The sequence below is a fragment of the Pengzhenrongella sicca genome (assembly GCF_017569225.1).
Classification (GTDB): Bacteria; Actinomycetota; Actinomycetes; order Actinomycetales; family Cellulomonadaceae; genus Pengzhenrongella; species Pengzhenrongella sicca.
In genome coordinates this window covers 2,000,414-2,013,461 of record NZ_CP071868.1, presented here as the reverse complement: position 1 = coordinate 2,013,461, position 13,048 = coordinate 2,000,414, and the positions used below count along the sequence as shown (strand labels likewise).

The window sequence follows — 13,048 nt, the reverse complement described above, 5'->3', positions numbered from 1 at the left end:
GGTGGAGGGCGCGATGACGAGGACTACACGTCAGTTCGCGCAAAGCCCGATCGACAGGGGCCTGGAATGAGCGACGTGACCGCGGGTGTTTCTTCAGACGGCCTGGCCCGCAGTGCGGGTGCGGAGCCCACCCTCCCTGAGATTGTCATGCTTTTGCTTTTCAACCCCCGCAATGGTGCAATCTCCGGCGAGGGGCTGACGTTGATGTACACCCTCGGCGGCGCGATGCTCACCGAGCTCGCCATCGGCGGCCACATCGAACTCGACGTCGGAAAGCGCGGCGCGCACGCCGTCGGAGACGGTCCCGCGGATCCGCTCATGCGAGGGGCGTGGAAGCGCGTCCCCAGCTCAGCGAGAAAGATTAGATCGCTCGTGGTCGATATCGGCCCGCGATCAAGGGAGAGCACCCTCAACGCCCTCGTGAAGAGGGGTGAGATTCGCCGGGTTCCGCACCGGTTCCTCGGACTTATCCCGACACATGCGCTCAAGGGTGGCATCACCGATACACGGGAGCGCTTGCTCGGTCCAGTTCGGGCGGCACTGGTGGATGGCGTCGAGCCCGATGGCCGTACCGCTGCACTCATCGCGCTGCTCTCAGCGAGCGGGAATCTCGCCGCGATGCACGCCGACATACCTTGGTCGGGAGAGGTCTACACCCGGGGTAAGAAATTCGAGCGGGGCGAGTGGGGCGCTCGGGCCGCCTCGGAGATCATCGTCGCCACACTCGTCACGCAGGTCGTGGGCAATGCGTTCGCAACAACCTTGGCTACGCTCGCCCGCCCCGACTGAGTGCTCCCGTAGTTCGAACTCTCTCCCCCGCTCCGCGCACGAGTTGGCGTTTGCTTCAGGCATGGTCCCCGAACTTTGTTTCGCCCCTTCAGCAATACCGGCCCTCAATCGGGCCCGCCGACTACCGGGCTGTCCGGAGATCACCCTCGGCGTGGTAGGACAGTGAAGCTTCGCGTCACACGCCGGATCGGCTTGGTCGCGGTCGAATCTGCCGCGGTCCCCGCCGGAACGTGTCCACCCACGCCGCCTTGGTGCTGTACGCCTGGGACGTGAAGTCCGAGCTCACAAGAGCGCATTCGCGTGCGCTCGCACTCAAGCCCACTGTGGCCATCTCGAGCTGCGCGACCGGCAACGAGCGCGCTGCGGAGGTCACGGCCGCGCCGCCGACGCAACAGGCAGCGCGTGTTCCCACCGTCCGACGTCACCTAGAACCCGATCTGCTGCGCAATCGGGCCAGCTGGCTCGAGCTCACGTCGTGGTTGCAAGGTGCTCGCCCTACGACCACGACGCCCGACGGTAGGAACCTCAACGGCTTCAGCTACGCGTGCGCCCGACTTCGCACCCTGACCGTCCCGGACGATCTCGACGATGGCCACCGCACCGTCACGACCCAGCACCGTCACCTTTCACGACCCGTCACCGCATTTAATGACATAGCGTCACTACCGAGCGCCTCGAGTGCGCGGACCGTCCGTCGACCGCGCCGAACCGGAGGGGCTGTTGTTCCGGCTCGCCGCCCGCTCAGCATCTTCTGTCCTTCGACGGCATCTTCCCGTCGACCAGGAAGGTCGTGGTGAGGTTGTCTGCGCACGCACTGTCGCCGTAGATGAAGACGCCGTGGCCGCTCCCATCGACGCTCACCGGCTTCGAACGGTTGTCGAACCTCTCATGCAGCATCGCGCTACCTGCGTAGGGCGTGACCGGGTCGCGACGGTGCTGCACAATCAGATTGTTTTCGGGCGCGTCGTCGACCATAGCGACCGGTACTTCCGCCTGTTCGTACGGCCAGAAGGCGCACGGCATGATGTTGGCTGTCGCGGCGCCGAACACCCGGCACTGCTTGCGATCCTTGGCGACGGCACGCTGGTAGTCCGAGACGTCCCCGGAGAGTCTCGTGTTATCGCATGTCACCGCGAGGAACACCGAGCTGTTGTCGTTGGGAGAAGGCTCAGCGTGCGTGTCGTCGGAGCCGGCGACGTCAGGCGCCAATTCCTTCAGCTGGTTCTCCACGCCGGGCTCGTCTGAGCGGACCACTCACTGCCATGCTGGGCGGTGTCAAGTCAGCTCGCGAGGGGGGACCGATGGTTAGGCGTCGCGGCGCTTGAGGAGCATGGCGGCGACGGCGAGCAGCGCGACTACCCATGCAACGAGCAGCAGTCCTGCCTGCCAGGGTTGAAGTACCCAGACGCCAGCTGGTGGTTGCACCGGCGACGTGCCGGGCGCGATGAAGGCCCACTGTCCTGGGTGGCTGAAGAGGATTCTCCCTAGTTCTGTCGGGAGCAGTGCCTGGACGTTCTGAACCCACACCTCTGACGAGCTTCGGATGAACAAGCTCACCGCGATCGGTACCGCGAACGACAGGCCGAGCGCGCCCGCGATGCCGCCGGCGGTGCTGCGGAGGATCGCACCGATCGCGAGAGCGATGAGACCAGCCAGCACTAGGTAGAGCACCACTCCCAGCTGCGCGCGCCAGTAGAGCGGGTCGCCCAGGTCGATGTCGATGCCCCTTCCTGACAGCATGGCAACGGAGAGCGGGATGGTGATCGCGACAGCGACGGTGCTCATGACGAACGTCGCCACGGCGAAGACCAACGCCTTGCCCAGCAGGGCGGGCACGCGCTTCGGAACGGACGTCAGCGTCGTGCCGATCATTCCCGATCCGTATTCACCAGCCATGAACAGCACGGCGAGAACGCTCACGATCAAGGCGGTGAAGTCGGTGCTCACCGTGCTCGCGTTCACCCCCAAGGCCTGCACGGCCTCGCGGGTGGGTTCGACGTCCGCATTGCCGAAGCCGAGGGACGACGCCAGCTGCGCGCCCACACCAACGGTGAACGCGAGCATCGTCCCGTACAGCCACCAGGTCGAGCGGATGCTGCGGAGCTTGATCCATTCCGACCACACGATGCCCCCGAAACCGAGGTTGTGGCCCGAGGGCGTGAACACTTTCGTGGCGGTCGCGCTCATCGGTTCTCCTCCGCGAGGGTCTGTGTCGTGTGGTACTCGACCTCGTCGCGGGTCAGCGCCATATAAGCGTCTTCGAGGGAGCCTGCGATCGGGGTGAGCTCGTAGACCACCACGCCCGCCGCGGCGGCCAGCTCTGCGATGCGCTCAGCATCGATGCCCGTGACCGAGAGCACGTCGCTCTCGACGAGCGTCACTGCTCCGCCCTCTGTCTCGAGGATTCCGGCGAGCTGCTCCGCGCGGGGCGAGCGCACCCTCACCGTGCCGGCCCCAGCCCCCGCGAGGATCTCGCCGACCGGCGCATCCGCGACGACCCTCCCTCGTCCGAGAACGATGATGTGGTCGGCGGTCTGTGCCATTTCGCTCATCAGGTGCGAGGAGAGGAACACGGTGCGCCCCTCGGCGGCGAGGCTGCGCAGGAACACACGCACCCAGGCCACGCCCTCTGGATCGAGACCGTTGACCGGCTCGTCGAGGATGAGGGTGGCCGGGTCACCGAGGAGCGCCGCGGCGAGGCCGAGTCGCTGGCCCATGCCGAGCGAGAATCCGCCCGCGCGCTGACGCGCCACGGATTCGAGACCGGTGATGCCGATGACCTCGTCCACGCGCTTCTTGCCGATGCGATGGGTCGCCGCGATCGCCAGCAGGTGGTTGCGGGCACTTCGGCCGGGGTGCACCGCTCTGGCGTCGAGCAGTGCCCCGACCTGATGCCGGGGCGCACGGTGCTGGGCGTACGGTTTGCCATTCACTGTGACCGAGCCGTCGGACGGCCGGTCGAGCCCCACGATCATCCGCATCGTCGTCGACTTTCCGGCGCCGTTAGGTCCGAGGAATCCGGTGACCAAGCCCGGGCGCACGGTGAAATCGATGGCGTCGACGGCGGTCTTGGCGCCGTAACGCTTGGTCAGAGAGTGGGCTTCAATCAAGAGACTGACCTCATATCTTGGTGCTGATCGCTCGGAAGGCACGTGTCCACCGGTTTTCGTCTGCGGATGCGGACGACGGATCGATTGAAATCCCTGCCCTAGGGGCAGAGTCAAATCGACGGACCGCGCCGCCGCGGTGATTTGCTCTGAGGGCGAATGCGACCGCCTCACCTCCCCCACCTCGTCCTGAACAAGGGCTCCTTGTCGGCGACGGCTGAAGAATGACCCCGTGGCGTCGGCTGAAAGTGCACCCCCTGCGCGACGCTGTGGAGGGTGATGAGTGTGGAGGACTGGGCAGAGATCCGTCGGCTGCATCGGGTCGAGTCGATGGCGATCAAGGCGATTGCGCGTCGGCTGGGTATCTCGAGGAACGCGGTGCGCCGGGCGCTCGCGCGGGATGCTCCGCCGAAGTACGTGCGGCAGCCTGTGGGGTCGATCGTTGACGCGGTGGAGCCTGCGGTGCGTGAGCTGTTGCAGGCGGTCCCGGACATGCCGGCGACGGTGATCGCGGAGCGGATCGGGTGGGACCGCTCGATCACGGTCTTGAAGGACCGGGTCCGGGAGTTGCGGCCGTACTACCTGCCGCCGGACCCTGCTTCGCGCACCCAGTACGACCCGGGCGAGCGGGTGCAGTGCGATCTGTGGTTCCCGCCGGCGCAGATCCCGGTCGGGTTCGGTCATACCGACAGCCCGCCGGTGCTGGTGATGGTGTCGGGGTACTCGCGGATGATCTTCGCCCGGATGATCCCGACCCGGCAGGCACTGGATCTGATCGCCGGGCACTGGATCTTGCTCCAGCAGATGGGCGCGGTCCCCAAGGAGCTGGTCTGGGACAACGAACCGGCAGTGGGGTCCTGGCGGGCGGGTAAGCCCAAGCTCGCCGACGAGTTCGAGGCGTTCCGCGGGATGTTGGGCATCGCGGTGCACCAGTGCCGCCCGCGCGATCCCGAGGCCAAGGGGCTGGTCGAGCGGGTCAACGGGTACTTCGAGACCTCGTTCCTGCCCGGGCGCACCTTCACCGGCCCAGGCGACTTCAACACCCAGTTGGTGCAGTGGTTGGTCCGGGCCAATGGGCGCCATCACCTCCGGATCGGGTGCGCACCGGTGACCCGGTGGGCCGCGGACCAGGCCGCGATGCTCACGTTGGCGCCGGTGGCCCCGCAGGTCGGCTGGACCACGACGGTGCGCCTGCCCCGCGACCACTACGTCCGGTTGGACTCCAACGACTACTCCGTCGACCCGGTCGCGGTCGGCCGCAAGGTCGTCGTGACCGCGGACCTTGAACAGGTCAGCGTCCACCTCGCCGGGCGCGAGGTCGCTGCCCACCAGCGGTGCTGGGCCCGGCAGCAGACGATCACTGACTCGGTGCACCGCGCCGCCGCCCTGGCGATGCCATCCGCCGCCGCTGAAATCACTGCGCAACCGGGTCCGCAGGTAGCCGGCGAGGACGTCGAGCAGCGTGACCTGCGTGAGTACGACCGCCAGTTCGGTCTGACGGACGTGGCCTGATGAGCGCCACCAAGACCCGAGACGTGGGCGCGGAGATCGCGTTCTTGACCCGAGCGCTGAAGGCCCCAACGGTGCGTGAGGCCGTCGACCGGCTCGCCGAACGCGCCCGCGCCGAGGCGTGGACCCACGAGGAGTTCCTGGCCGCGTGTTTGCAACGGGAGGTCTCCGCCCGCGAGACCCACGGCGGCGAAGGCCGCATCCGGGCTGCCCGGTTCCCTGGCCGCAAGTCGCTCGAGGACTTTGACTACGACCACGCCCGCGGCCTCAAACGCGACCTGATCGCCCACCTCGGCACTCTCGACTTCGTCGCGGCCCGGGACAACGTCGTGTTCCTCGGCCCGCCCGGCACCGGCAAAACCCACCTCGCGACCGGGTTAGCGATCCGCGCCTGCCAAGCCGGCCACCGCGTCCTGTTCGCGACCGCGTCCCAATGGGTCGACCGGCTCGCCGGCGCTCACCACGACAACCGGCTCCAAGACGAGCTACGCCGCCTGGGTCGCTACCCGCTGCTCGTCATCGACGAAGTCGGCTACATCCCGTTCGAGCCCGAAGCGGCGAACCTATTCTTCCAGCTCGTCTCCGCCCGCTATGAACGAGCGTCCCTGATCGTCACCTCCAACAAGCCCTTCGGGCGCTGGGGAGAAGTCCTCGGCGACGACACCGTCGCCGCCGCCATGATCGACCGCCTCGTCCACCACGCCGAAGTCATCGCCCTCAAAGGCGACTCCTACCGACTCAAGAACCGCGACCTCGGCCGCGCGCCAGGCCCGACCGACGACTAACCAACACCGCAGAGGGGTCCACTTTCAGCCGACGACACGGGGTTCACTTTCGACCGACGTTGACACTCCTTCGTGCACCCGAACTACCAGGGCGATGTCTCGACGGTCCGCTCGGATTCCCCGGCTTCACCTGTCGATTCAGTCGCCGGAAGGTGCTGGCGACAGCTGAGCCGCGAGTGATCGTGCTGTTGGGCTGAGCGTGGCCGTGTCCATCCCGGTTCCATGAACACGATCCACTGCTGTGTAGCGGGGAGGGCGCGTGCGAGCGCGACCGGATCCAGTGACGAAGGAGCTGACGTCGCGATCAGCTAGGCGTCCTCAGCCGATCAGGCCGAAGCAGTCGTCGCTGATCTAAAGGCGAAGGGGGTTGCGTGCGGCGAACTTCCACGCCGACCAGGCGGACTCGACGCAATCGGCACGTCTCATCCAGAGCGTCGCCCAGCAGTTCGGGCGACTGGACATCCTGGTCAACAACGCGGGCCTCACCGTTGCTGCCCCGATCGACAGCGAGGACGCCGACGCGTCTGCCCTCGACCGCCAGCTCGCGGTGAACTACACCGGCGTCGTGGCCGCGATCAGGGAGGCTTCCCGCTGCTGCCGAACGGTGGGCGGATCGTGAGCATCCGTACCGGCGCGGCGACGCGGGCCGGCTTTCCCGGGATGGCCGACTATGCAGCCTCCAAGGCGGCCGTCGAGGGCTACAGCCTGGGCGCGGCACGGGATCTGGCGCACCGCGGCATCACGGTCAATGTGATTCAGACCGGGTTCTTCGACACGCACATGAAACCCGCCGACAGCCCGGCCGCAGCCATGTTCCTTCCCAACACGGCGATGGGGAGGTACGGCCGATCGGAGGAGATCGCCGCAGGCGTCGTCTTCCTCGCCAGCCCCGGGGCGTCCTCCATCACCGGCGCGATACTGAGAATCGACGGCGGATACGGCGCGTAGCACGATCGCCGGTCGGTTGACCTCGGTGTTTGCAGGTGCAACGCGCGGGTGCTGACGGTAGGGCAGGCACGGCCCTTGCGCTGATCATGGAACCTTCCGAGTTCCAGATCTGGTAAAGACCGTGCCTGCCCTGCCAACTGCCCTCACCGCGCCCATGCCCAGCAAGTGGTGCGCCGTCGGGTTCCCCACGCAGGCAATCCAGGCGTTGCGCCGATCCCAACCCATCGCCTCGGGCACCCAAACACGCGGGGTGGTGCGCCGAGACCGTCTGCGCCATCTGCACCCTGAGCGCCGCCCAGGCCCAATCTGCCGTGCCTAGTGCCCAGAGGCTCCAAGCACGAAGGTGCCCTTCGTCGGTGCGAGCTCGTCCTTGGCGAGCACAAGGTAGGTGTCCAGGTACTTGGCCCGATCACCTTGCGTTGGTGCGTCCTCAGCGGGATTGTCGAGCTGAAGGCTGATCTCCGGGTTGGAAACGTGGATCCTCGTGCCGCTGGGGGAATCGATCCAGTCGTTGCTGAGGTGCGGGTTCGCGCCCGCGGGCGGGATCGTGCCGATCTCGATGGCGAGCTGATGTCCTTCGGCAAGCGTCCAGTCGTTTGACCTGAGCTCCACCGTGCGGCTTCCCGGGACCACGGCGGCTGCCTGCTCGTTGAACCAGGTCGCCGTTCCGTCGGGCGCCACATCGTACAAGCGAACCAAGACATTACCGTGGCCCTGTGCCGTGAACGTCAGTTCAGGTGTACCGGTCACGCGGGTCGGCGTCGTCACCGGCGTCGACCAGTTAATGAAGCTGTTCGGATCCCCCTCCGGATTGCCGGAGTCGCGAGTGCCGCCGTTGTCCAGGTATCGCCCGTTGTCGAGCTGAATCCTCTGCGAAACGTCTGTGGAGGGCCATGTCTTCTCACTGCGCCAGGCTCCGGTGTTGTCCTGTACTGCGAAGGCCGGCAGATCGGGACGCGCTGCAGCACCCTTGAGGTGCTCGTCGTAGAAGGCAAAGACCTCGTCGTACCAGCCGGCCCGCCCCATCAGCAGCGCGCCGTTCGCGGGGTCGGCGTCATTGCCGCGCACGTGATCCCAGGGCCCGAGCCATGCTCGTTCCGGGCCTTCATGATTGTCGAGGAACTCCCGCATGCCTTCGGCCTCAGTGTTCCACTCGGTGAATCCCTGGGTTACGAGCAAGGGAGTATCGGTGCCCTTCGCTAGAGAGGCAAAATCGCGCTGATCCCAGAACCCGGGATCTGCGGATGTCAGGTCGGCCATGTACTGCAGGCGGCAGGCCGGGTCGATGAGGGCGGCGTTTGCCTGGTACCGCGCCTCGTCATCCGGCATTCCCGGCAGCCACGCCGAGCTCCCGTACACGGTGCCGATGCTGACCGTCGTCGCGCGGGGGATGCCGCCAGACCAGAAATTCCGTTCCAAGTCCCAGATGGGCTCCTGCGCGACAACCGCGCCGAGCGGGTCGAGCCCCAGATTGTTTCCGATGAGACCGGTCATCGCGTCATACGACTTACCGAACATCCCGACCTGGCCGGTCGACCAGGGCTGCGCGGCCGCCCATTCGATCGCCGCCGTCACGTCGGCACGTTCTCCTGGGCCGCCGGCATCCTGGCAGCCCGTCGAGCCTCCGAACCCACGACCGTCGACAAGTACTACTGCATATCCCCGCTCGAGGGCTTTGCCCTCCGAGATCAGATCCGTGAAGCGTTTCGATGGTCCGGCCTGCGTGTGCCCTTCGGGACTGACCTGACCGATATGGCTGAAGTACGGGCCGATCGAGACGATCGGTGTGACCTTCTCACCGTCACCCAGGCCTTCCGGCAAGAGGACATCGGCGTGCAGCTCGGTGTTCGTGTCGTCGGCGGAAGGAAAATACTCCTGCGACCAGGCCGCACCCTCTGGTACGCGCGGGTTGTCCGAATGTGTGACGCCTGCGCTCGTGGACACGTCAGCGGCCGCGGATGCCGCCGCCGCACTGCATCCCGAGATCAGCACGGCCAGCGAAACGACCTTCAGCGCGATCTGTGCGTGAGTTCTCCGATATCGCGAGCGTTGTTCTGTCATGCCTCCCATGGCACTCGAAGACCTCCACCCGCTGCAGTGCCGCAGTGTCACCGGGATGTGTGACACGGCGGCCCTACCAGCCGGGGCTCGGTACGCGGGAGCGTTGGCACGATGAAGCTCCTCGAGCTTGACCTGAAGGAGAAGTCAGGAAAGGTCGGCCTGACCACGCCTGCGAGGCCAGTGGGCTCGCACGGTGCTTCACCAACTGTCGGCGCTCGATCGTGGCCCGATCGTCCGCAAGCCTGTCGCGCTCGACGTCGTTCTCGAGGACGCGCTAGACGACCTGCAAGGGGAAGCAACCGAGCGAAAGATCAATGTTCGTTCGGACCTCTGCCCCGCAGTCGTCGCAGGCGACCCCGACCTGCTCCTACGCGTTGTGGACAATCTGCCCCGCAACTCGGTTCGGTACAACCTGCCCTCGGACAAATGGGCCGACGTACGCCTTTGCACACAGAGCCTGCCGAACCGACCCGGAGAGATCGCGACGCTGGTCGTCGAGAACTCCGGAACAGTCATCGACGCTGGCCAACTCGCTCTCGCGATGGAGCCGTTCACCCGTGACCTCGGCGGCTCACGCACCCGCGAACGGCGGACACGGGCGGCTCATCGATTGCCCCCTCACACGGGCTCGGCCTTCACCTCGCCTCACGCATCGTCGAGGCGACGACGGCACGATCCACCCGACCCCTCGCCCTGAAGGCGGCGTGACCGCATCGGCCATCCTTACGACGCCGAGCAATGACAAGCCCGGATCTCGTGCAGGGGCCTGAAGCCTTCCGCGGGACGACTGAGCGACCCGTTCAGGCCCGCTTGCCCGACACTCACCGGGATTCAAGGCAGCGCGAGATGAAGCGCGCCACACACGTTCCGCCGCTACTTCGTGCTCGAGACAATGTTGGCGATGACAACTCAAACCGCCACTACTTTGGATGGGTACTGGTAGAGATCGCTATTCGGGTGATCTATATTCCTTCGTCCTGCTTCAGTCCTTGGTTCTGCTTCGACGGATCGACCCGGGATCGCCGAAGTCGAACAGCAGGAACGCGCGAAGCCCGGTGTCCTTGGCGCTGCGTATCCGGTCCTCGCAATGGGCCCGCCGGCTGTGGCGGATCTCGAGGTCGGGGAGTTGGGTGCCCGGACCCGCCGGTGGCCGCGTTCGTAGCGAACACGGCGATGGGGTGCCGTCGGTGTCGGTGATGGTCAGCTGCGCACCGGGGTGGGGGCGCTTGCAGACGATCACGCGCATGCCTTAGGGCCAGGCGTTCAGGTGGAGCAGGTCGGTGAGCTCGGCGACCCACGCGCCGTCGCGAACCTCGTCGTGCGCGTCCAACGCCGGCGCCCACACGTCCGTCGGGATGAGTTCGAGCAGGCCAGACGCCGCGGGCAGGGAGTAGCCGACCGAGTACGACAGTCGGTGGGTGGTGCGCCAGTCCAGGGCCGCGTGGGTAGCGCCGGCGCCGTCGATCCGGATCAAGACCTTGCGCCCGGGGCGCGTCCCGGGGATGTGGCCCGGAAGTTGGGCCGAGGCGCACATTCCGTCTATTTGACCCTGCCCCTGGGGCAGGGAGTGCAATCGATCTGTCGTCAGCAGCCGCAGACGGACACAGTGGTGGACGCGCGCCCTCCGAGCGATCAGCACCAGCACATGAGGTCAATCTTCTGATTGAAGCCCATCTTCTAACCGAGCACAACGGACGCACAACTTGGAGTACCAGGTGACCACGTTGACGAATGACACGCTCGCCGGGCGCAAAATCGCCGCCCCCGGTTGGCCCGAACTCTTCGCTGGCGCGGCGGCCTACGCCGCCTCGTTCGCTCTCGTGGCGGTGTTGTTGCCGCTCATCGCAGACGACGCGATTTCGGGGGTCGTCGGACTGGTGGTTTCAGGGCTGATGGGGATGATCGCGTTGGCGGTCGCGGCCCGGATTCGCATCAGAGGACTGTCGGCCTTCGGATTTCGCCGAGCCAGCAGTCGCCAGTTGATCGTCGGTGCAGCGCTTGGGCTCGCCGCCTTCGTCATCGGATCCACCGCGGTCGTCGTGTACGCGCTGATGAGCGGCGATGTTCAGAACGTTCAGACGACCTACCAGGCCGGAGCAGAGGGAGGCCTGATGTCGCTCATGTTCACCTTGGTCGCCGGAGCGATCATCACCCCCATCGGGGAAGAAGCGTTCTTTCGCGGCGTGGTCGCCAACACCGTGCTCGCCCGTTTTGGCCCATTGGTCGGCATCATCGTGAGCGCTGCCATCTTCGCGGTCGCACATGGAATCAATCCGGTCATGATCGTGGCGTTCATTGTCGGAGTCCTTACCGCAGTCCTGTTCCGCTGGTCCGGCTCGATCTGGCCCGGCGTGATGCTGCACGGCGTCAACAACGCGACGGTGTTTCTGCTGCCCGTCGTCAGCGCGACCGTCACCGGCTAACCGGCCTCGATGCACCTGATCCAGATGGGTGCGCTAGTTTCACGGTGCTCAAACACTGGTTAGGCGAGCCGTGCGATGTTGGCCAATGTGGTCGCAAACGCAGTGCTCACCACCTGAGCGACGAGCGCGGCCACGAACCCGGCTGGCCTTCTCACGCGACCACGCCGTAGGTGGTGGCGGGAGCGAGCGATCGCGGCGGCGGCGTTCGCGTTCTGTCTGCTCGGCGGCGTCTTCCAAGGCGACGACACGCTGTCAGCGCCGCCTGCCGCCGCCTACGTGATCGCCGTGCTCTCCTGCGCCGTTCTGCCGCTTCGGCACCGGGCACCCTTGCCACTATGCGGTCACGACCGCGTGCCGGATGCCGGTGGCGCCATTGGACCTTCTGCTGACCCCGCTCATAGTGGTCCCCGCCGTCATCACCGCCCACACGCTCGCCGTGCGCACCGAATGGCGTGCGACGACTGCGGTACCCTTCTTCCCGGAAAAATGCCGAAGCGAGTCGGCTTTCGAGAGGCTGAACTCGATTGAGGACTTCCTTCCCGCCAACTCATATGTTTCTGGCGACGAGGCAGGCGCGATGCCGCCGCCAAACGGCGGAGGGCCCGTCAGATGAGCCTACTGAAGACAGTCTTTGCTCGTTCGCATGCGCGATGACCCGTAGGTGATCTTTGCCCGCGGGATAGCACAGATCGTCTTGCGCAGTAGCGTGACTGGCGGGGTACGTGCGGCCCACATGCGCGGAATGGAAAGCGAGAGACAAATGAAGGTCTTCATCATCGGCATCAGCGGCGCAGTCGGTGGACTGCTTACCGAAAGCCTGAGCACCCGAGACGTCGCCGTAGCCGGGCTCGTGCGACGAGATGACCAACGGGCTGAGCTCCAAGCTCGGGGTGTGGACGCCGCGGTCGGCGACATCGCGACAATGTCGCCCAACGAGCTGGCGGCCGCCTTCAGTGATGCCGACGCGATCGTGTACACGGCTGGGTCGAACGGGGGCGCCAGAGTGATCACGAAGGCCATCGACGGCGACGGTGTTGCCACGGCCATCGCAGCCGCTCGCCTCGCTGGGATCCAGCGGTTCGTGCTTGTCTCCGTGCTGCCGGAGTCTTGGCGTGAGCGCGACCTCGGCGAAGACGTCGAGTACTACTTTGCCGTGAAGAAGGAGGCCGACGTCGCCGTCACGCGTAGCGATCTCAATTGGCTCGTAGTTCGCCCGGCCCTGCTGCACGACGATCCCGCTAAAGGCATGATCTCACTCGGTCCGGCGGAATTTCACGGCGACATTTCCCGACAGGACGTCGCGGAGACCCTTGCAGAGCTCCTGTGCGAGCCACGCATCGGACGCCAGATTCTCGAGTTGAACACCGGGTCGACTCCGATACGCGACGCCGTTCGGGCGAACGTTCGACAGCGTTAGCGCGGCCGC

The 13,048-nt window shown here is 66.1% G+C and carries 12 protein-coding genes and 1 pseudogene; 7 read left to right on the top strand and 6 right to left on the bottom strand.

What is annotated here, in order from left to right; all coding sequences use genetic code 11:
* Nucleotides 1-66 precede the first annotated feature (66 nt).
* Nucleotides 67-789 (top strand): GOLPH3/VPS74 family protein, encoded by a 723-nt coding sequence (locus tag J4E96_RS09240; protein WP_227425449.1) that lies wholly within the window; start codon nt 67-69, stop codon nt 787-789.
* Between the two features lie 741 nt (nt 790-1,530).
* Here the strand turns inward: J4E96_RS09240 and J4E96_RS09235 are convergent.
* The 3 genes from J4E96_RS09235 to J4E96_RS09225 form a co-directional block, all read right to left on the bottom strand.
* Nucleotides 1,531-2,019: an alpha/beta hydrolase gene (locus tag J4E96_RS09235; protein WP_227425448.1), complete on the bottom strand. Its 489-nt coding sequence runs from the start codon at nt 2,017-2,019 to the stop codon at nt 1,531-1,533.
* 75 nt (nt 2,020-2,094) lie between these two features.
* Nucleotides 2,095-2,976, bottom strand: a complete 882-nt coding sequence (locus J4E96_RS09230; protein WP_227425447.1) for an ABC transporter permease subunit — start codon at nt 2,974-2,976, stop codon at nt 2,095-2,097.
* Complete coding sequence (locus J4E96_RS09225; RefSeq protein ID WP_227425446.1) at nt 2,973-3,899, bottom strand: ABC transporter ATP-binding protein; 927 nt, start codon at nt 3,897-3,899, stop codon at nt 2,973-2,975. The genes J4E96_RS09230 and J4E96_RS09225 overlap by 4 nt, the downstream gene beginning before the upstream one ends.
* A 273-nt stretch (nt 3,900-4,172) precedes the next feature.
* Here J4E96_RS09225 and istA point away from each other — a divergent pair, with 273 nt between their 5' ends.
* The 3 genes and pseudogenes from istA to J4E96_RS20420 all read left to right on the top strand — a co-directional run bounded on the left by istA (nt 4,173) and on the right by J4E96_RS20420 (nt 7,138).
* The gene (gene istA / locus J4E96_RS09220) at nt 4,173-5,408 is read left to right on the top strand and encodes an IS21 family transposase (RefSeq protein ID WP_319637777.1); all 1,236 of its coding nucleotides are present in this window, start codon (nt 4,173-4,175) and stop codon (nt 5,406-5,408) included.
* Nucleotides 5,408-6,190: an IS21-like element helper ATPase IstB gene (gene istB / locus J4E96_RS09215; protein WP_227425445.1), complete on the top strand. Its 783-nt coding sequence runs from the start codon at nt 5,408-5,410 to the stop codon at nt 6,188-6,190. Before istA ends, istB begins: the two co-directional genes overlap by 1 nt.
* Nucleotides 6,191-6,557: 367 nt before the next feature.
* A pseudogene (locus tag J4E96_RS20420) lies at nt 6,558-7,138 on the top strand (SDR family NAD(P)-dependent oxidoreductase).
* 315 nt (nt 7,139-7,453) lie between these two features.
* Here the strand turns inward: J4E96_RS20420 and J4E96_RS09205 are convergent.
* A complete protein-coding gene (locus J4E96_RS09205; protein ID WP_227425444.1) occupies nt 7,454-9,199 on the bottom strand; it encodes a CocE/NonD family hydrolase in 1,746 nt (581 codons plus the stop codon).
* A gap of 193 nt (nt 9,200-9,392) precedes the next feature.
* Between J4E96_RS09205 and J4E96_RS09200 the strand changes: the two genes are divergently transcribed.
* Nucleotides 9,393-9,896, top strand: a complete 504-nt coding sequence (locus tag J4E96_RS09200) for a sensor histidine kinase family protein (RefSeq protein WP_227425443.1) — start codon at nt 9,393-9,395, stop codon at nt 9,894-9,896.
* Nucleotides 9,897-10,181: 285 nt separating this feature from the next.
* Here J4E96_RS09200 and J4E96_RS20415 read toward each other — a convergent pair whose 3' ends face one another.
* Both J4E96_RS20415 and J4E96_RS20410 read right to left on the bottom strand, forming a co-directional pair.
* Nucleotides 10,182-10,445 (bottom strand): hypothetical protein, encoded by a 264-nt coding sequence (locus J4E96_RS20415; RefSeq protein ID WP_406620437.1) that lies wholly within the window; start codon nt 10,443-10,445, stop codon nt 10,182-10,184.
* A gap of 3 nt (nt 10,446-10,448) precedes the next feature.
* Entirely contained in the window at nt 10,449-10,733 is a 285-nt protein-coding gene (locus tag J4E96_RS20410) for a hypothetical protein (RefSeq protein ID WP_406620436.1), read from the bottom strand.
* A 181-nt stretch (nt 10,734-10,914) separates the two neighbouring features.
* Here J4E96_RS20410 and J4E96_RS09190 point away from each other — a divergent pair, with 181 nt between their 5' ends.
* Nucleotides 10,915-11,622, top strand: a complete 708-nt coding sequence (locus J4E96_RS09190; protein WP_227425442.1) for a CPBP family intramembrane glutamic endopeptidase — start codon at nt 10,915-10,917, stop codon at nt 11,620-11,622.
* Between the two features lie 760 nt (nt 11,623-12,382).
* The gene (locus J4E96_RS09185; protein ID WP_227425441.1) at nt 12,383-13,039 is read left to right on the top strand and encodes an NAD(P)H-binding protein; all 657 of its coding nucleotides are present in this window, start codon (nt 12,383-12,385) and stop codon (nt 13,037-13,039) included.
* Nucleotides 13,040-13,048 lie beyond the last annotated feature (9 nt).

Coding starts and splice junctions, on each gene's coding strand:
- J4E96_RS09240 (WP_227425449.1), top strand. CDS start 67: ATGAGCGACGTGACCGCGGGTGTTTCTTCAGACGGCCTGGCCCGCAGT.
- J4E96_RS20410 (WP_406620436.1), bottom strand. CDS start 10,733: ATGTGCGCCTCGGCCCAACTTCCGGGCCACATCCCCGGGACGCGCCCC.
- J4E96_RS09205 (WP_227425444.1), bottom strand. CDS start 9,199: ATGACAGAACAACGCTCGCGATATCGGAGAACTCACGCACAGATCGCG.
- J4E96_RS09185 (WP_227425441.1), top strand. CDS start 12,383: ATGAAGGTCTTCATCATCGGCATCAGCGGCGCAGTCGGTGGACTGCTT.
- J4E96_RS09230 (WP_227425447.1), bottom strand. CDS start 2,976: ATGAGCGCGACCGCCACGAAAGTGTTCACGCCCTCGGGCCACAACCTC.
- J4E96_RS20415 (WP_406620437.1), bottom strand. CDS start 10,445: ATGCGCGTGATCGTCTGCAAGCGCCCCCACCCCGGTGCGCAGCTGACC.
- istB (WP_227425445.1), top strand. CDS start 5,408: ATGAGCGCCACCAAGACCCGAGACGTGGGCGCGGAGATCGCGTTCTTG.